We start from the raw sequence: 19,149 nt of genomic DNA on the forward strand, positions 1-19,149 counted from the left end.
TTATCGTTTAAAAGTATTAAAATTTCAATTGCAATTCAGCTCCAAATGACATCTCTGTATTTAAACGCTGATAATAAGCACCGGAACGGAAAAATCTTCTGGGACGGGAATTCGTAAAATTATTTGCATAAAAGGATAAAGAAGCAATCCTACCGATCTCTTTGGTCAACCGCATATTCAACATAAAATAAGGATCCTGGGAATCCGTCGTAAAATATTCCGGGCGAGAAGTCCGGATATAGCGGTCAAAATCCGGATTCAGTCTTTCTGCTTCTGTAAAAGGATGAATCCTGCCCTCCAAATCCATATAAGCAACCGGATTTACACAAATCGCAGCGATTGCATCCGGATTACTTCCATCCACTATATTTTTATCCTGATCTCTGTAATACAAAAGACTCTTCCCCTGATATTCCGCTAAACGCTGGGTTTTATCTATCCAGACACATTGTCCCGTCAGCGTGAAAATCAAACGTAGTTTAGGCAAATGTGTCACCAGACGAACATTTGTATTCAAACGTTGGCTCTTTGTACCGTTACTTCCCGAATTTGTATTACCCCCGGCATAAATACCCACAAAAGGATAGTCCTTTATACCTCCCCCGAAATTAGAAGTCTCATATTGCATTTGCAGGTTATTTTCCAGCTGTTTATTGTAAAAATAAGCTCCATCCACAATAACGGAAGTAGAAATAGCCTTAATTTTACCGAAATCCAAACTGTATTCGATTCCCCATTTATCATTACTTACACCGTTGGCAGCACGATTATAGGTAGCAAAAGTTTCTCGTATTGAATAATCCACAGGTTTTCCGTCCACTTCCACCATCCCGTTTACAAATTGAGGACGCTTTCCGCTTTCGTTGACCAAATTATATTCCCGGTAAAAGAAAGGCCGTGCCGCTCCGGCAAAACTGAATCCTTTTCTCAGTTTTTCATTGAAATAAGCCAAATTAGCTGTAATTCCCCAAAATTTTAAATCAACGCCAAACTCAAAATTCGTACTCTTAGGTAACTCCAAATCCCGGTTAGCAGTCTCCGTCACCATCGTCGTCATTACTCCCAGGGAATAATTATTTTCTTCATCGTTATAAGAAAAACTGGATCTATCCACATAAGAGGGATCAGGATAAAGATAGGCAAGACCCGGCATCTTATGTAAGATTCCCCAACCAGCACGTATACTCAAATGCTGAAAACCCTTTCTATTCCATTTATTATCCAGAAATACAAAGCGGGCATTGAAACGGGGGTCAAATACGACACCGTAATCATAATCTCTTGTCTCAATAGTAGTGAAACGCAAGCCGGCAGAAAGTTCCAACGACTTTTTATTCATGGTAAAGGTTACTTTATCTTCGATAAATCCGGTATACTCCTGGATAAAAGGAATATCTTTAAAAGAACGGGGGCGCAAATTCTGGGAAGGCGTCCGATTGGCATCAAATGTTTTTCCCTCTCCCTTATTCCCTTTTGTCGACCATTCTGCTCCTAACAAAAACTTATTATAAACGGAACCGTATTTACCAGCCACATTTGCAGTCACTTTAGCCGTCACATAAATCGGCTTCCCTTTAATCTTCAGATCACTGAAATATTCATACGGTAATAAAATCCCCTCCTGTTCTCCCGTTATTGTCTCCGAAGTACTTGGGACACGCCCAGGCGTTCTCCAGATTTTCTCCCGGTTATACTGATTTCCGTAAGAACCGAAAAGATTGTAATTTATATTTGTCAGCCAAGGTTTCTGTATCATCCAGTTCCCGTATAGGTTTAAACTCACTTGCTGCTCCTGAGCTTTATAAACTTCATCTTTTACCTGATCCGGATCCCTTTCGTATTTATCTTTTATAAAAATCCCTTTTAATTTTGCATTGAAACTCACAGCACGTTTTTCCGGGTTAAAAATGTTAGAATACCCGAATTGAGCTGTCACCCGGTCAAAGGATTTAGAAGGAGTACGGACATCTTTAAAGGCACGGGCATATTCGGCATCTACATTAAAAAAACCTTTGTTTTCTCCTAAAGACAAGCCCTTCCCGGCGGACACTTGTTTAATATTAGGATCTGTTTTAAAACGCACCTGGAAAGGAGTCTTCCCCGCCTTTGTCTTGACGACAACCGCTCCCGAAGTCATATCTCCGTATTCCGCAGAAGCTACCCCCCGGATAATCTCGACCGATTCTACATTATCGACAGAGACCTGACGGGCATCCACCCCCGTCCCTTTCGTGGTTTCAAAAGCACTGATATCGTTCCGGGATTGTAAATTAGCATCATTCGACAATCTGGCTCCATCGACAATGACGGCCGTTCCCAAGGCATTGGTAGCATCATCGCCTGATATATCCCGGATCGAAATCTTATTGATTTTCGTCAAATCCGGATTCGTCGTCACCGATCCCGGTAACAACTGCATCACATCCGTTAAACTAGCTCCCTGAAGGTGATCGATAGCTGTCTTATTAATCGTAGAAGAGCTATTCAACTTCCCCCCTTCCTTAGCCGTTACCACTACCTCCTCCAATGCCAAGGATTGCGCATTCAATTTCAACTTATAATTTTCCACGGCTTTAGACAGGGCAATTTTTATCGAATAATCCTCATAACCCAAACAGGAAGCCGTCAAAGTATAAGTTCCCGGAGTTACATTTTTGAAATGAAAATTACCGTCAATGTCGGAAGTCGCCCATAAATTCAACTCCTTGATATTCACTACCACAGCCGGCATGGTTTCTCCATTTTTTGCGTCCGATACTGTACCGGACAAGGTTACCTTCGCCGATTGTCCCCATACGGGAATTTGCCCCGTCAGCCAGATAGCAACACTTAATATAAACAACACCTTAAATTTCATAATAAATCAATTTGTATGATTAGCTGTTCAATTATCCCGCTCTTTTCACAGGATTGTATAATCCTCCTGCAAGTCTTCTACCACTGAAAACCTGTTTTTTTCTTATCCCTATTCTTCAAAAGTTTAATCCGGCCCTTCTTTTATACACCACGCTATCCCCTTCTTTATTGTAATTATTTACGCACTTTCTCCGGCTACAAAAAATAGTAATCCGATTGCTCTATTTCAATATCATTCATATAATGATTATCCATCCATTCTTTCAATACGGCAGACCGGTCGTGTTCAAAACGATATTTCTGAATTCCATTGATCAGTAAACCAAGAAGAATCCCGGCAGCCAAGCTCATCCATAAATGCCTGCGGACAAAAATGCGGTTTATCTTCTTCATTTCCGTACGCTCTTTTACCCGGGTCTGAATTTCTTCATAAAAACCGGCACTTACCTTTCGAATTCGATCTTCGTTGATTAACTGTTCCAGATTCATTCTACAAGCTTTTCTTATTAGACAAATCTATTTTTCAATTCTTGCGCTTCTATTGCATTATTTTACTTCTTTTCCGGAAAGAGCAAAATTTTCCAGCGTATCTTTAATTTCTTGTTGGTAAGGACAAAACTTAGGTGATTTTTTACATTTTTCCTCCTGACTACATTTTTTCTCACATGCCGTACAATGTGCATCTATTTCCAGCAATTCCCTGAAAATCTGTTCTAATTTCTGAGATTGTTCCGGATTGCAAATCTTCTTAATATTTAATAAATGACGAGAAGTCTGTGTTTTTAAAGCCGCATGTAAAAAACCGACAGACCGGGCTAATTTGTTCAATCGTTCCACAGAAGGCTGCGGCTTAGCCAATTCACTCATCAACATATAGCGATTCCGGCACAATAGTTTCAATACCCTTTCGTATCTTTCCTGTACTATACTATCCATATCGCACAATAAAGTATACTGTTCATCAGAAAGCTTCAATTCTTTCTTCAAAAACACATTGGAAATAATTTTCCGTTCATCGGCTTTCCGTTGTCCGTTATCTAAAAAAGTAAAGACAAAAAACGCAGTATTTGCTACCAGAAAAACAATATTGAGCCAGTAGATCCAATACCTTTTTTTTACATTTTCCATAACTTAAATATTATATAAGTAAACGTTCAAAATTGATGACACATTGTAATATTTTAATTATTTGCAGACAAGGAGTCTACGAAAATATTAATAAGCCAACGGACTTATTTAAAAGTTTATATTCCACCTAACAACTAGGCTTTACAAACGTTTTTTATTTTAAAAGTTTGCCTCTTCTCTTTCATACTGGATTTCCTGACATTTTCTATTTTACTTCTGAGATATCATCTTATTCCGACCGATAATCGGTTTCAGTTTTTTTTCCAAATTCGTTTTTGCCCTGAAAATCAAAGATTCTACAGCACCCAAACTGATATTCATAATATCAGCGACTTCCTTATAAGACAAATCTTCGTACTTGTTCAGAATAATAGCCTTTCGCTGATTTTCCGGCAAACTATCTATCGCCCGATGCAAAAGTTCCCTCCTTTCCTGGGCCTCCATCTTTTCCTGTACCGGCAATTCTTCAGAAGGGAAATCAAAATGCTGTTCCGCTTCGTCCAATTTCAATTTTATCCGACGTTTATGAAAAGATTTACAACTGTTAATCGCCCGATTAACAGCCATCCGATAAAGCCAACTGGAAAGTTTACAGTCAAAACGAAAAGATTTCAGGGATTCAAAAGCCTGAATAAATACATCTTGAGCGATATCCTCCGCTTCTTCCCGATTATGGAGGAAGGCATAGCAAGTATTGACAACCATCACTTTATGAATGTCAACAAATAGTCGAAAGGCTTTTTCATCCCCTTCCAATATCCTTTTTACTAATTCTTGTTCCCCCATACCACCGGACTTACTTCAATAGGACAAGACAAAATTCAAAAACTTTCGAAAATACGAAATAAATATTTTGAGCTTCAAAGAATTAAACTAAAAAACGTTAGAAAAATCTAATGAAAAGCTAAGCTTTAAAAATAGAAAACGTTTGTAAAGCCTAGTTGTTAGGTGGAATATAAACTTTCAAAATAAACAGATAGCAGAATTACACATTTGGGCAAAGCCTAACGTATTAACTGAAAAAGCGTTCGTTAGGTTTTGTTTTTCTTTTGGCGGGAAGATTGCGAACTTCCGGCACTATCCCTAAAGAAGTTTGCTTCCCAAATAGAATTGCAATCTGTCCATATAAGGACCAAAGAGAAAGAGGATAGTTCCATTCATTATAAACTGGAACTTCTTTTTCAAGATACAGACGATACATTCGCCGGTCACTTCCTGCATGCCCACATGGAAGATCATAAGGTGAAAGAGATAACGTTGATGGGATAAAAGTTCCAAATCAAGCATCAGGGCTGGATGACCGTAGCGGATGCGGCATCGATATGAACAGGAGCTATCCGCTTGTTCGCCGTATTACATACATCACTCTGCAATATCCGATCCAATGCTTTCAATCCGTAAAGAAGGGCTTCCTGCGTAGCCCCTCTGATGGAGAGTTTATTTGCTGATATATCGAGTATATAATGTTCTTTCCCCTCCATTTCAGAGTCTGTCCAGAGTTCGATAACTGACTTCCCTTTTGCCCGGAAACCTCCTATAATGGCACTTTGCCCGAATCTCTCTCTTAATATGCGTTGCAACTCAAACAAGCTGGGTGCCTGTTTTGGCAAATTTGTTTTTACTATGGTTTGTGGAGTAAAAATAAATTTTTTTACATCTTTCTCCTGCTTGATTTGATTGGATATAGGCAATATTTCAGCTTTATTGTTTATGCCTAAAGAAAGCGTCGTCACTAACAGTAACGATAGCATAATATTGAATTTCTTGGCATTAAAAATCATAAATCTTTTCATTTCATATACACTATTAAGGTATCACATTGTTCCATGTATTGTTGCAGTGTTTCTGCCATTTGCGGCATTTTAGGAAGCAGTTCACCACATATCCGTTTGACGTCGGACATTTCCATCAATTCCGGAAAGCCTTTTCGCATCCATTCTCTCTTAGACGGATAACCGTCCGGAAGATTGGTGTATAACATCTGGTAGTAGCTGATGGATAATGCAATCTGTTGTAACTGTTTTGTTTCTCCTTCGGGGTATTGCTCCAGTTTGGCGATAGCCTCCGTAAACAGGGATTGCTGCATTTCGATGGCAGCCGGATAATCACTCAATAATACAAGCGTTTGTAACAGATAAACACGGCAAGTAGCAAGTTCCTGCTCAGGTAATGGCAGTCCGCTCAGGTATTCAAACCCCTCTTTGACTTCAAGAAGGGAGAGTAGGCGTTCCGGTGGCAACCTATCCGGCTCCTGCGTCTTTAACCATTGATGGCAGGCAAAACTGACCACGCAACGCTGGAGCAGGCGTGACGGATCATTTTCATCTCCCATGAGGGAGGCATAACGGTCAGCTTCGGCAAAATCATGCTTCTTGATAAACTCATATACCAGTCGTTTGCAAAATTCCGGGAATAGAGATTCTTGTTTCTCTTTCCATTGGTGGTACGGAGTCTCCCAACCGGCAAGGAAAGACATTTCCTCTTCTTCAAAATCGAAATCCATCTCTTTCCCATAGGCTCCTGCCACTTCAAACGCTTCGGGAATTGCCAACAGCCGGAGCAACTCTTGGATTCTTTCCGGTTCGGGGGTATTGTTATCGTCCATACCTTCCACCACGCAAAACAGCGGGAAGAAAGCATACCAATGCCCCAACGTATCTGCCCCTCTTTTATCCCCTTCGGCAAGTGCCTTGGAAGCCAAGGGTACAATCTGTTCCGCCAATTCCAACGGATTAAGCAGGCGAAGTTCCACCTTTACCGATGCAGGAAGAATACCCACCCCAAGCAGTTTCTCCCATAATGCAGATCCTGCAGTGATACAACATTTCCCGGAACAGCCGTCCACATAAGTGCCATCCTCCAAGAAACCGCCCTCTTCAGCTAACCGCATCGCCTCACCACGCTCTGGTTCCGGCAATTGTTCCGGCGGCAAAAGAAAGAGATAACCGAGCTGTTCCAGTTCATCCCGAACCCGCAAGACCGTATACCCGCAATCCAACTGATCCTGAAGACGATAAAGATTATAACAAATACTCTGTGCCAAAGAGGGAACAGGCGAGCTTGTCGCTACTGTTATGACAGAATATTCTACCAAACTTTCTATTGCATGCATTGACATAATCGCCGTAATTTATAAGGATTATATATCTAAATGAACTTATAATATCAAAGAAAGTTCTCTTTTATCAAATGAAAATGACAACTTCCCATGAAGTATTGCAAAAATATCCAAAAGCCGGTAACTATGCACTGAAAATAGGAAAAGAGTTAATCTCCTTACTATATATTCCAGCACTTTACGTGTCTATAAGACAAAATAAAAGCGATATCTAAACCATAGAACCCCCAAACAAGCTACTCGCAATTCGTTACTGTTATTTATCGAATTCTTCAATAAAAGTTTATTCCTCACCCCTTATGTTAAACAGATGAAAATCTAAAATAAGAATGTCCAAAAAGTTCTTTATAAATATATGGCCTTTCAAAGCTGATGGGTAAGATCCGGCAGATTTTTGATTGTCCCCACCTAGGTTGTGATAAATAGACACTCCGCAAGGATCTCCGTTCCGCCAATCTGCTTCCGAAGAAACGCTTATCTTTAAAAGATTAAAATTTTGACTTTTTGAACATTCTTATCCATTGTCATTTTTCAACAGCTTGTACTAATAACCTGCTGCCTCGGCAATTTTCTTAGGAATATCTGTATTGTCTAATTTCCCTGAAAAAAGCTGGGAACCAGCACCTATGGCATACACCGGCACTACCCCGGCTGAATGTCCTCCACTGGTCCATCCCACCATAGCAACCGCATCCAATATCCGGATTGCCTCCGAAGCCAACTGACTATTTTCAGCGTAGAGATTTTTTTCCATTTTTGCATTTTTAGAGCTAAAAGTGGAAGCATAAGCCTTTTTCAATCGAGCTTCCTGTTCCTCACTCAACTGTACCTCTTTCCAAAAACCGAGTTTTTCACTGAGCAGATTTTTCACGTCTTCCCAGGATATTTTATTGCCTTTTGCTTTTCCTAAATCCTGAATGGCCTTCGTCAACTCCTCTTTAGATAATTTCTGATACTGTAAAGCCTGTAAATTTAAAGCATATTTGCCCGTACCCAATACAATTCCTCCGGTTTCATGATCCGCAGTGATCACAATCAACGTTTCATCCGGATGCTGATTATAAAAATCCAATGCCTTTTGTACAGCTTCAGACATGTCCACCACTTCTGTAAAAACTGTCGCAGCATCATTACCGTGACAAGCCCAATCGATTTTTCCGCCTTCTACCATGAGGAAAAAACCGTTATCATTGTTCCGGGTTAAAAATTGAATGGCATTCTCCGTAATCTGAGCCAATGTCAAATCTCCTTCCTTTCGGTCGATTGCATACGGAAGACTCCCTTGATCGCTCCCTTCCTGCTGAATAAAGATGATCTTAGCAGCCTCTCCCGACTGATTGGCATACTCTTCCATACCTCTTATAAGGGTGTATCCTTCCCGATCATACAATTCGAATAAATTCATCGCGGTAGAATCTTTTTTATTATCCGGCCGTAAAAAGCCCGCTCCCGCATAAAAATCAAAACCAGCTTTCGGTAAGTCGGTTCCAATTTCATAATACATACTCCGGTTCGGCTGGTGAGCATAGAAAGCGGCAGGAGTAGCATGATCCACACTGACACTAGTTGTAATCCCGACTTTCTTACCGGCATTTTTCGCTTTTACGGCCACACTATAAAGCGGCGCTTTATGCAAACTATCCATGCCGATTGTACCATTCTTCGTTTTACTACCTGTAGCCAATGCCGTACCGGCAGCGGCCGAACAAGTGACGGAATTATACCGGGAATAGGTCGTGGCAACATTTACAACAGGGAATTGAGTAAAGTTTAAAGGTTTAAGTCCAATTCTTCCCTCTTTCTCGGCTAAATACATTTCCGTACCATTTACCTGGTTCACCCCCATCCCATCACCGATAAAATAAAAAACGTATTTAGCTTTTTTCTCCTGAGGAGCATTCTGGCATTGTGGCAAAATCAATACAACTACCCATGCAAATAATAATAAATAAAATGTTTTTTTCATATCTCGCACTTTTAATAGATAAATTTCCAACCAATACTACCTTCGTAACCGTCTTTCAAAACTAAACAAAAAAAGATAAGCCACAAAGACAAAAAGATGAAGAAATGATGAAATGACGAAATAAACAAAGAAAGGCTGCCTACTCCTGTAGACAGCCCTTCTTTTCATACGACTAGTTTCCTTTGGAAACAATGCCCGTTATTTGGTTGCTGTAAGTACAACCGGGATACGGCATTGTACTTCAGAAAGATTAGCGAATGTAACCTTAGCAATAACGGTCAGGTTATAATCTCTCTTTAACCTTGCACCTTCGTTCTTCCAGGTGAACACACCGCTTGAAGCGTCCACCTCTAAGATAGAACCTTGAGACATATTGTTAACTAATTCTTTATAATCAGCCTCTGTATCATCGAATGCATAAGTTACTGTCGGCACAGCAACTTTGTAATCGTCAGTAGCCTTATCGCTAAGCGCTAAACTACCGGCATTCACATCATAGCTGTAGACAATATCGTTATCATTGTCCATAACAAGTACCTGCGGCATCGTTTCACCAATATTTTCGCCTATACCATTACCGTATACACTTATAGTTTTTCCAGTACCAGCCTTGAACGGATTGACAAATACGATATTATAATTGAAATTACATTCCTCACCGTTCACCAATACAGTTTTATAAGTCATATTCTTCACCTCAGTACCCTTTGTCATTGCCTGCCTCAAAGCAACGGTAAAGTCTGCCTTCTGTACCTGGTCTGCTCCCGGAGTTACACCGGTAACACCTGACTTCCATTGGAATTCCAATGATTTCACATTGTTAACCGTATTGTAATACTGGAAGACGCTCTTGCCATTAATTTTTTCAAAATGTTCACTGACTACAGAAGACATTTCCCATGATGTGTTCAATTGTCCTTTTACGACAATGCAATTTGACGCACCTGCGAAATTATCGTAATAATACAACGGATTATAAGTGAAGTTTTTACAATCTTCTCTTACATAGAATTCCTGTACTAACCTAAAATCACCGTAAACTTTCTTATTGTCAGACGGAATAACGATCTCAACAACATATTTAGCACCCTTGCCATTTACATCCTTATACGTATTCTCGGTCTTAATAAGATTATTTATACCCAAGTTGATATTCGAAGTCGTCTGTTCTCCTTTATTCAGCATTATTCCAAAAATTACTCCAGGAATGCCATTATTATTCGTTACCCAGTTTTGATCGGCTTGTATTTGTTGATATAAGAGGCTTATTTCTCTATTTGTCTTGTCAATAGTGGAAATTTGTACAGCATAAGTATCGCTACTACCGCCATAGTAATCCCAGAAGTTTTTAGCGTTCAGACCTGTCAATCCGTAAAGTTTATTATTGATGTCTGTCCACGGCATTTCAACCACAAGAGTTCCAGAACCGGATAATGTATGATATTCGTATTCTTTTGCACTACTCATATTGACATTATAATCCGGTTTATCCACTCCCGGTTGAGGAGTCGTACGTTCAATCGACAATTTGATATAAGAAGAAGCCACCAGATATTTATTGGCACCACCATTAGCTGTCAAATAAGCATCCACACGAACAACAGGTGTACGCCCAATAGCCGGAGTCAATCCATTTACCAAATTCTTTGCATTTGCTTTTACTACTCCATCAGTCATTTCCACAAACCACTGTTGATTGGTTTTCTGCTCATCCGTAGCGTTGTATTCTTTAGGAAGACTAAATTCATAACTCATGCCGACAAAACCCAACTTAGCCAAATAATTTTCTTTTATATTGGAATAAAGACCTACTTTTTCTTTTAAGTCAATTGATTCATCGTATTTGAATGCAAAATTAGCCTCAGCATCCAAACTTACATATTGTTTTATAAAAGCATCATTTTCTGGGGTCCCTTTTATACTTTTGGTACGGGAATAAAATTCTTTTACATTACTTCCCACAATCGTATTTATACTATCGACCAAAATGACGTCGATTGGTGAAGAGGTAATGTGAACGTAATCAGAAGTCACAGCATTCTGTCCAACCCATACCTGTAAAGCTACAATATCGTTTTTACTATCCGTGCTCAATGCAGAAGGATCAACCGTCGCGTTAATGGAAGCAATACCGTTTTCAAACTTGTTATTCTCTACTGAAAGTAAATTAAATTTATCATTTGCAGCAGCCCTGGTAGAAACACTACGATTCAGGAAAGTTGCAATCGTCAGAGTGTCTACATAAGCATCTTCCGGATTTAAACGATAAAGCATATTTACAATGTTCGACTTTTTCCAGTTCGATTGAGGAGTAAAAACCTTCGTTGCAGCATTGTATTTATTCTCATCCAAATAGGTAGCCAAATGATAAAATTCGTCCGTAGTAGTGGGATAAGAAACAACAGAGCTCATTACTTCCGGTACAAATGCAACCGAACCCAATTGTTTACCAATATAAATAATTACGGTATCGGTTTCTCCTTTTACGCCTGATAATGTCAAGGTATTACCGTTAAGCACAGCAGTGATCCCGGCCTTACCTTCATCTTCCGTGCCTCTCCACTTAATATCCGTCGAGGACACTAATTTACCATCCTGGTAAATATCAAAACAACCGGTTTCCTGATTCGGAACATAATACTTGCCATCTTTACCGTTCTGGCCATCCTGACCATCTTTACCATCTTCTCCGTCTTTACCGTCCTCTCCATCTTTGCCATTCTTACCGTCCACACCGATAGCTTTGTACTGAGTTTTCACACCATCTTGATACCAATAGCCGTCCTGACCAATTGTCCAAACGACACTCTTACCATCCTGGCCGTTCGTCAAGGTATAAGTTTTGCCATTGCTCATTAAAATGGAAATACCATTATCCGTGTTAGTAATTGATTTGATAAAATAGCCCGCATCAATCAATTCTTGTAATTCTTTAATTGTCACATTGATTTCATCAATCTGCCTCTGCAGATTATTAATATCGTCGTCGTAATCTTTACAAGCGACGAAAGTAGGACTTGCAATCCCTAAAAATAAAGCACTTGCCAGTGCAATACTTATAAATTTCCGTTTTTTGTTCATAATAATAAATTTATATTAAATAATCAAATTCAAAGTCACATTTCTCATAACTCCTGAACTTTGCATACCTTTATTACTTAAATTTTTCATCTACCCCGATTCCGGCGGTATAAGAATTAGTAAAAATTTGTTTTTCATTCTTGTAATTGTTAAATTATCGATCCTTACTCATAAAAAACATATTCTACATTTTTAAGACGTTTTATGAAGGCATAAATCTCCTTTAAAAACGAACCTTTAAAAAGTCATTTAAATTACTATTAATCAGATTATTAAATAAAACGTAAATTAAGTATATATAAAGCAGAAACAAAATCATCCAAAATATAAGTTACTCATAATAAATAAATTAATCTCATATTAAAATATTGGAAGGGAATAATCCTGCTTTGTTTTCTTTTAAAAACAAAAAGAAAAGGGATCAAAATGCAAAGTGTAATTTTTTATTAATATTTATTAAAGGAGCAGAAAAATACTTCTATCAACGACTTAAAGGAGATTTCAAAAAGAAAAAAAGAAAAGAATAGAATAATAAATACCTGAAAATAAGAAAGATAAAAATACTAAAGTCCTTTAATCCGAATGACAATCGTTGGATTTGATTTTTTTTAAACCGGATAAATACTGATAAAAAAATAGCTGAATGCTTTTTTTTATAAATAATATCCGTATATTTGCACAAAATAAATGTTCGTTTTTTTTAATTATTGTTCAATTCTTTTTTTATCCAATCTAAGAATTTCCCATCCAAGATTAATTCACTAAGATTTTCTTAAATTCCTTAATAATTAAAAATCTTTAATCCGTTTTTTTATAAAGCTGAAAAATAGGAATAACCCATTTTTAAATATTGAATTGTAAGAACCGAATGAAAAACAGACAAGCAATACCTCCGGAACTCCCTTTACCAATTATTATTTAGGGAACAAGCGCTTTCTGTTTTCCTGAATCGTAAAGTACAGAAATATTTTCTTTGTCGATCAATATACCTCGTCCTCTCCCCTTTTTCCGATTTTTCGCATTGTCCACATTTACGGCAATGACCCTTTTATTATAAAAAGTAGTGACATCATCAAAGATAGTATGCCCCACAATAACTCTTTTTACGTTATACTTTTTCAGTATCCGTTTCAGAGATTTCTCAGACAACGGAAGATAGCGATCCTCGCTTTTCACCATTCCTCTGTACCAGAAAGGACCATAACTCCCGAAAATAAAAGCCGACAAATCCGAATTGTTTTTTCGTTGTTCCCGGCTCAAGAAAAGATTATCCCCCGCCGTTTCATTCAGAACTTCTAAAGATTCTTTCCTTTTTAAAAAATCAGTACTTAAACCTGCATGTACAAAAAAATTCTCCCCGATAATCTGCACCAGATTCCGGCTTTTTAACCATTTTCCCAATTCAGAATTCTGCTGCCAAAGTTCTTGATAAGAAATGCCTAATTCCGAAGCCAGCTCTTTATATTTGTCTTTTGTATATCTGCAATCCCCCCTTAATACCATTTCTTCATGATTACCCAACATAAAACTGACCCGGCCACCGGCCTCTGCAGCCTCTTGCTCTAATTTATAAATCAACCAGAAAATCGGTAATACATCCTTTCCCCGGTCAAAAACATCCCCGATAATAACCAATTGATTTTTTCCGAATTTCCAGGTATATTGTTCATCGATTACTCCTCCCCCCTGCAAAATAGATACAAAACACTCCAAATTACCATGAGGATCAGAAATCACCATCAATTTTTCCGGCTGAGGCATTTTATAAGGCTGACGCTCAAAAGAATGTAACTTTACTTCGAACCGATGTTTTCCATCTTCAGATACTACGGGGAATGAAAAATCAGCCGGTATAGTTTTGTACACCGTATCTTTGATTTCCCCCGTCTCATTTACCCGAATCAGACGAATACCTGAATTTTGCTCATGCAGAATGTAAGGACCGTCGGGAGATAATTCTTTTTTCTCCGGAATGCCTGCTAAAGTGATTTGAAAAATTACAATTAAAAACGCCAAAAGAAATCCATATTTTTTCATCCCTGAATCTTTATAAATATAATTTTAAAAGCAGAAAATATCAGAAAAACAGTCCACTAAAGGGGTTCCTATTTTTCAAAATAGATGTATACTAAAGTAAGGGTTTTGGAGAGAAATACGCTTTGTCTTTCTTTTTTTAAGAATAGTTTAAGATTTCAACCGAAAATTAAACGGACAGGAAAGCAGAAAAAAGGAATTGCCCTTTTACCGGACAAACAGGACAGAAAGATGCGAAAAAAGTTTTTATACCTCTCTATGGCTTTTCAGCAGATTGACAAAATGTTTCAGTTTTCTGGTTGGCGAACCTGCAGTTCGTGTAAAAATACCGATCAAGGCCTTTTATCCCACTGAACCACAGGAACGTCAACCTGTTTCTAAAAGAAAAACTCCTTTTCCAAAAGACAAAATTTTGTCTTTCAGAACCTTTAGCCTTCCCTTTTTCTCCGGCAGCACTAAGCTACCTTTATCTGTTGGAAAGCAGATTCCAGCAAAGAAGCCGTCAGAGATAAACCGACGCGTCCCAAGGAAATGGTATAACCAGCTTTGGTTTTTCCACAATATCCCGGCACTACAGCTATCCCTTTCAAATTTCCAAACTCCTGCCGGGCAGCCTGACAGCTCTCTTCCCACCATATTTCAGGAGCTCCAAAATTACTGTTTGTCCTAATAAAATCCCGGGAATCCTTCCAAAGCGCATTTTCAAACAATTTACTAAAAAGCAAAGAAGCTAAAATATCTCCTTTGGCTAAAATATAGTCCTTCATGGCTAAGGACGACTCTTTTACCGGAGCAACATTATGCAAAATCTCATACAATTCCGTCAAATGCAACTCCATTTCTTCCTGATACTCTCTCAACGAATTTCCGGAAAGTAAAGACATGGCCAAATCAACATGCAACTTTCGAAGTCCGGCAAATTCTTCTTCAAAACCAGCTCCTTTTTTTAAACTCTGAGCATATAAAGCGCGTAAACGGGGCATAACCCCTTTTAAAGCAGAAACCACTATAATACAGGGAACATTTTCCCGGATCCTATTTTTTATGGCCACTAATCCTTCCGGATCTTGTAAAACGGCACCTTTAAATTTATAGACAATCATCTTGTGATAAATATATAGAAATGATACATTTTATAAATTCGATTATAAAAGAGTGAATATACATCCTCCACCGCAGTAAAGTCCACCTTCTATAAACTTTCGGATTTACAACTTATTGATAATGAAATTTACGGACACCAACTCCCGACTCCTGGGTCGAAATAATATAATATTGGTAATATGACAAATTACACCCCCAAAGGGGTTGTAGTAAAAGTAGTGGTCGTGAGGATAGAATAAAATCCCATAGCAATCCCATATTGTTCCTCAACAAACAATACATTCATAATTCTATGTGCTTTCCTACACTTCACGATATTCAAAATTAGAATAAACCTTTTGAAGATGCAAGAGGTATACCATAATTTTCTTTCAACCGAGGAAATTTAACGTTTTTCCCTTCTCTACAAGCGATGTGGCGAAGCAGTCGAAATGAATTTATACTTTATCTGCTGAAAATTTTCTAAAGCCGAATCGCTTTCTCCATCTCTCTCTTATATGCAGAATAAATTTTTGCAAAGAATCTTTTTCAAAGTACCTCCCTTATAAAGACAAAAGCTGTTCGATCAGGACGCAACAGAAAAACGTCAACCATTTTTCTCTTTCATGCCCTCCTTTATAGGGTTGTATGAAAACCCCTTTTCCCCTGTACTTCTGCATTTTTTCGTTCAAACCCTCCAGATTTATTCCATAAGGGAAAACCAGTTCTTCATCTCCAAAAGCAACGTAAAGTCCGGCTTGATTATTGTATTGAAAATCCTCTGTCGTAGTGCTTAAAGGTGATAAACAAATATAACGGTTAAACATCGGTTCTTTTTGACTGTAAAGGATGAGTCCAAAATCCCCTCCGTTTGAACAACCGTAAAATATAAAGGGCAGCTGTGTTTTAAGAGTGTATTTAGTCACAACCTCTTCCATTAATTCTTTTGTAAAAAACTGATAATGATTATTGAAATAAGTTTGTGCCTTCTGATTACTCTTATCGGGTTTTAAATATTCCAGATTTCTGACGGTTACACCTTCCGCAGGTGTTTCATCAGAATACGCTCCAATCAAAAGGAAAGGTTTTATCCGCTTATTCAGGATAAGAGAATCCAGAACGCGAGCGTAATTTCCTTCTTCCAGGAGCTGTCCGTCCGTTGCCACAATTATCGGATATTCTTTCTGAGAATTAAATTGTGGTGGGAAATAGAGACAGAATTTCCGTGTATTTTTTAAATACTGACTTTGAAGAGAATCGATAATCAGATGCGAGGCTGATTTCTGAGCCGATACAACTAAACCCAAGCAAGAAAACAAGATAACTATCATTTGTTTCATGGAGAAAAGATTTTAATTTTACTTTGATAAAAAATCCCGTTTGACAGGGGGCATTAGACAAACCCGCTACCGTTTGGCTCCTGGCGAAAAGGATAAGACATTCCACGGCCTATCATGAAATTGTACACACCCATAAAAAAACCTTCGAATTGATATTCTTCCTCTTATGCTGATGAAGGGTCTTCTATTTCTTTTCTTCCAGCGCTATTTCCGTATAGAATTCTTTTCCTACTGTTTTACTGGCTTGTAAAAGTATAAAATTAATCAGAAAATAAAGTTCCCGCCCAATTTTATTTCATTATAACAGAAACAAGCATTTTCAGAAAATAAAAGACATTTTCTCACCCTTACGGAATTTTTAATAAAATCATTTCTCTATTCGTATATATTCTTTGCACACGTTTGCATAATTTTATCTCAATTCATTTATTTTTTTATATCAAACAAACCTGTATCTTTGCCAAAGTTGTAGGTATGAATGTGATGTGTAACAATATATTAATCAATAAAAACAATAGTATGATTTATTCACAGGAAGTACAACACATGTGTGTTGTAAAAAAGGGACCGAATCATGGTCCGGCTCCGATTCCCGAAGAAGGAAAATGGGTGCGCTCCAAAGAAATCAAAGACATTTCAGGTTTAACCCACGGTATCGGGTGGTGTGCTCCCCAGCAAGGAGCGTGTAAACTGACGTTGAACATCAAAGAAGGTATCATTGAAGAAGCTTTAGTGGAAACCATCGGATGTTCTGGTATGACTCATTCTGCAGCCATGGCTTCAGAAATTCTTCCGGGGAAAACGTTATTGGAAGCGTTGAATACGGATTTGGTGTGTGATGCCATCAACACAGCCATGCGTGAATTATTCCTGCAAATTGTTTACGGACGGACGCAAAGTGCTTTCTCTGAAGGGGGACTGCCGATAGGTGCCAGTCTGGAAGATTTGGGTAAAGGTTTGCGGAGTCAAGTGGGCACAATGTTCGGGACCAAAGCCAAAGGAACCCGCTATCTGGAAATGGCAGAAGGTTATGTAACCCGTATGGGGCTTGACGAAGACGGAGAAGTAATCGGATATGAATTTATCCATTTAGGAAAGTTCACTGATTTTCTGAAAAAAGGACTTTCTCCACAAGAAGCTCTCGACAAAGCGAAAGGAACTTACGGCCGTTTTGCAGAAGCCGCCCAATATATCGACCCTCGTCACGAATAAAAAGAAATTGTAAATTCTGAATTTTAGATTATAAATCGCCCGTTTTCAGGAAAGAAATCCGATTTAAAATTTAAAATCTAAAATCTAAAAAATATGGCATTATTTGAAAGTTACGACCGTCGGATTAATCAGATTAACGCGGTTTTAAATAGCTACGGCATCAAAGACATCGAAGAAGCAAAAGCAATCTGCGATGCAAAAGGAATCAATCCTTATGATATATGTGAAAAAACCCAGCCCATCTGTTTCGAAAATGCGAAATGGGCTTATGTAATAGGTGCGGCAATTGCGATAAAAAAAGGATGTGTAAAAGCCGCTGATGCCGCCGAAGCGATTGGTGAAGGCCTACAGGCATTCTGTATCCCGGGCTCTGTAGCAGCCGACCGTAAGGTAGGGTTAGGACACGGGAATCTTGCCGCTATGTTATTACGGGAAGAAACCAAATGCTTTGCTTTTTTGGCCGGACATGAATCTTTTGCCGCAGCAGAAGGAGCTATCGGAATTGCAAAATCAGCCAATAAGGTACGGCAACAACCTTTACAGGTCATCCTGAACGGATTGGGAAAAGACGCTGCTATGATTATCTCCCGTATTAACGGCTTTACTTATGTGCAAACTCAATTCGACTACTATTCAGGAGAATTGAAAATAGTACATGAAAAAGCATATTCTACAGGAGAACGGGCAAAAGTTCGTTGCTATGGCGCAGACGATGTACGGGAAGGAGTAGCTATTATGCGCCATGAAGGAGTAGATGTATCCATTACCGGTAACTCCACTAACCCTACCCGTTTTCAGCACCCGGTAGCCGGTACTTACAAAAAAGAATGTATGGAAACCGGAAAGAAATATTTCTCTGTAGCTTCAGGAGGCGGAACAGGCCGTACCTTGCACCCGGATAATATGGCTGCCGGTCCAGCTTCTTACGGTTTTACCGACACCCTGGGTCGTATGCACGGAGATGCCCAGTTCGCCGGCTCTTCTTCCGTACCTGCCCACGTAGAAATGATGGGATTCCTAGGAATGGGAAACAACCCTATGGTAGGTGCAACCGTTGCTGTCGCCGTTGCTGTGGAAGAAGCAAGCAAATAATAAAATACAATTTATAGCTTAAAATTATTTAAAAATGAAATGCCCCTAAAAGTCAGACCAAAAACTTTTAGGGGACATTTTTTAGAAATGCCCTCTCTTTTCAAATTATCTCCCTTATTTACATACTGTGTCAATTTCCTAAAACCTCTCTACAATTATAGATATGCAATTCTTCATCCGAGAGATCCGAATGTATCTATACTTGAAGTCCTTATACTGGGCCTTTTCCGCGGCTCCCC

General features: G+C 38.7%; 14 protein-coding genes. 3 read left to right on the top strand and 11 right to left on the bottom strand.

Annotation, left to right across the window (positions count from 1 at the left end):
- Nucleotides 1-16 precede the first annotated feature (16 nt).
- From HMPREF9449_RS10935 to HMPREF9449_RS10950, 4 genes are all read right to left on the bottom strand, one after another.
- Entirely contained in the window at nt 17-2,857 is a 2,841-nt protein-coding gene (locus HMPREF9449_RS10935; RefSeq protein WP_009137325.1) for a TonB-dependent receptor, read from the bottom strand.
- Between the two features lie 194 nt (nt 2,858-3,051).
- On the bottom strand, nt 3,052-3,345 hold the full coding sequence (locus HMPREF9449_RS10940; protein ID WP_009137326.1) for a hypothetical protein: 294 nt from the start codon (nt 3,343-3,345) through the stop codon (nt 3,052-3,054).
- Nucleotides 3,346-3,402: 57 nt separating this feature from the next.
- Complete coding sequence (locus HMPREF9449_RS10945) at nt 3,403-3,984, bottom strand: hypothetical protein (RefSeq protein ID WP_009137327.1); 582 nt, start codon at nt 3,982-3,984, stop codon at nt 3,403-3,405.
- Between the two features lie 210 nt (nt 3,985-4,194).
- The gene (locus tag HMPREF9449_RS10950) at nt 4,195-4,770 is read right to left on the bottom strand and encodes an RNA polymerase sigma factor (RefSeq protein ID WP_009137328.1); all 576 of its coding nucleotides are present in this window, start codon (nt 4,768-4,770) and stop codon (nt 4,195-4,197) included.
- Between the two features lie 252 nt (nt 4,771-5,022).
- Between HMPREF9449_RS10950 and HMPREF9449_RS10955 the strand changes: the two genes are divergently transcribed.
- Nucleotides 5,023-5,253, top strand: coding sequence for a hypothetical protein (locus tag HMPREF9449_RS10955; RefSeq protein ID WP_040611372.1), 231 nt, complete (start codon nt 5,023-5,025; stop codon nt 5,251-5,253).
- Nucleotides 5,254-5,270: 17 nt separating this feature from the next.
- Here HMPREF9449_RS10955 and HMPREF9449_RS10960 read toward each other — a convergent pair whose 3' ends face one another.
- The 7 genes from HMPREF9449_RS10960 to HMPREF9449_RS10995 all read right to left on the bottom strand — a co-directional run bounded on the left by HMPREF9449_RS10960 (nt 5,271) and on the right by HMPREF9449_RS10995 (nt 16,606).
- Nucleotides 5,271-5,777 (bottom strand): glycoside hydrolase family 20 zincin-like fold domain-containing protein, encoded by a 507-nt coding sequence (locus tag HMPREF9449_RS10960; RefSeq protein WP_009137330.1) that lies wholly within the window; start codon nt 5,775-5,777, stop codon nt 5,271-5,273.
- On the bottom strand, nt 5,774-7,102 hold the full coding sequence (locus tag HMPREF9449_RS10965) for a hypothetical protein (RefSeq protein WP_009137331.1): 1,329 nt from the start codon (nt 7,100-7,102) through the stop codon (nt 5,774-5,776). The genes HMPREF9449_RS10960 and HMPREF9449_RS10965 overlap by 4 nt, the downstream gene beginning before the upstream one ends.
- 544 nt (nt 7,103-7,646) lie before the next feature.
- Nucleotides 7,647-9,068 (bottom strand): alkaline phosphatase, encoded by a 1,422-nt coding sequence (locus HMPREF9449_RS10970; protein ID WP_009137332.1) that lies wholly within the window; start codon nt 9,066-9,068, stop codon nt 7,647-7,649.
- Nucleotides 9,069-9,266: 198 nt separating this feature from the next.
- Nucleotides 9,267-12,149 (bottom strand): PL29 family lyase N-terminal domain-containing protein, encoded by a 2,883-nt coding sequence (locus HMPREF9449_RS10975; RefSeq protein ID WP_009137333.1) that lies wholly within the window; start codon nt 12,147-12,149, stop codon nt 9,267-9,269.
- A gap of 918 nt (nt 12,150-13,067) precedes the next feature.
- Complete coding sequence (locus HMPREF9449_RS10980; protein WP_009137335.1) at nt 13,068-14,186, bottom strand: metallophosphoesterase; 1,119 nt, start codon at nt 14,184-14,186, stop codon at nt 13,068-13,070.
- Between the two features lie 452 nt (nt 14,187-14,638).
- On the bottom strand, nt 14,639-15,286 hold the full coding sequence (locus HMPREF9449_RS10990; protein WP_009137336.1) for an amino acid kinase family protein: 648 nt from the start codon (nt 15,284-15,286) through the stop codon (nt 14,639-14,641).
- Between the two features lie 543 nt (nt 15,287-15,829).
- Entirely contained in the window at nt 15,830-16,606 is a 777-nt protein-coding gene (locus tag HMPREF9449_RS10995; RefSeq protein ID WP_009137337.1) for an alpha/beta hydrolase-fold protein, read from the bottom strand.
- Nucleotides 16,607-17,125: 519 nt separating this feature from the next.
- Between HMPREF9449_RS10995 and HMPREF9449_RS11000 the strand changes: the two genes are divergently transcribed.
- Both HMPREF9449_RS11000 and HMPREF9449_RS11005 read left to right on the top strand, forming a co-directional pair.
- Nucleotides 17,126-17,818 (top strand): iron-sulfur cluster assembly scaffold protein, encoded by a 693-nt coding sequence (locus HMPREF9449_RS11000; protein ID WP_009137338.1) that lies wholly within the window; start codon nt 17,126-17,128, stop codon nt 17,816-17,818.
- 93 nt (nt 17,819-17,911) lie between these two features.
- Nucleotides 17,912-18,910: a GGGtGRT protein gene (locus tag HMPREF9449_RS11005; RefSeq protein WP_009137339.1), complete on the top strand. Its 999-nt coding sequence runs from the start codon at nt 17,912-17,914 to the stop codon at nt 18,908-18,910.
- The last annotated feature ends 239 nt before the right edge of the window (nt 18,911-19,149 follow it).

The organism is Odoribacter laneus YIT 12061 (assembly GCF_000243215.1).
Taxonomy (GTDB): Bacteria; Bacteroidota; Bacteroidia; order Bacteroidales; family Marinifilaceae; genus Culturomica; species Culturomica lanea.

Coding starts and splice junctions, on each gene's coding strand:
- HMPREF9449_RS10945 (WP_009137327.1), bottom strand. CDS start 3,984: ATGGAAAATGTAAAAAAAAGGTATTGGATCTACTGGCTCAATATTGTT.
- HMPREF9449_RS10980 (WP_009137335.1), bottom strand. CDS start 14,186: ATGAAAAAATATGGATTTCTTTTGGCGTTTTTAATTGTAATTTTTCAA.
- HMPREF9449_RS11000 (WP_009137338.1), top strand. CDS start 17,126: ATGATTTATTCACAGGAAGTACAACACATGTGTGTTGTAAAAAAGGGA.
- HMPREF9449_RS10950 (WP_009137328.1), bottom strand. CDS start 4,770: ATGGGGGAACAAGAATTAGTAAAAAGGATATTGGAAGGGGATGAAAAA.
- HMPREF9449_RS10960 (WP_009137330.1), bottom strand. CDS start 5,777: ATGAAAAGATTTATGATTTTTAATGCCAAGAAATTCAATATTATGCTA.
- HMPREF9449_RS10940 (WP_009137326.1), bottom strand. CDS start 3,345: ATGAATCTGGAACAGTTAATCAACGAAGATCGAATTCGAAAGGTAAGT.
- HMPREF9449_RS10970 (WP_009137332.1), bottom strand. CDS start 9,068: ATGAAAAAAACATTTTATTTATTATTATTTGCATGGGTAGTTGTATTG.
- HMPREF9449_RS10975 (WP_009137333.1), bottom strand. CDS start 12,149: ATGAACAAAAAACGGAAATTTATAAGTATTGCACTGGCAAGTGCTTTA.
- HMPREF9449_RS11005 (WP_009137339.1), top strand. CDS start 17,912: ATGGCATTATTTGAAAGTTACGACCGTCGGATTAATCAGATTAACGCG.
- HMPREF9449_RS10995 (WP_009137337.1), bottom strand. CDS start 16,606: ATGAAACAAATGATAGTTATCTTGTTTTCTTGCTTGGGTTTAGTTGTA.
- HMPREF9449_RS10965 (WP_009137331.1), bottom strand. CDS start 7,102: ATGTCAATGCATGCAATAGAAAGTTTGGTAGAATATTCTGTCATAACA.
- HMPREF9449_RS10935 (WP_009137325.1), bottom strand. CDS start 2,857: ATGAAATTTAAGGTGTTGTTTATATTAAGTGTTGCTATCTGGCTGACG.
- HMPREF9449_RS10990 (WP_009137336.1), bottom strand. CDS start 15,286: ATGATTGTCTATAAATTTAAAGGTGCCGTTTTACAAGATCCGGAAGGA.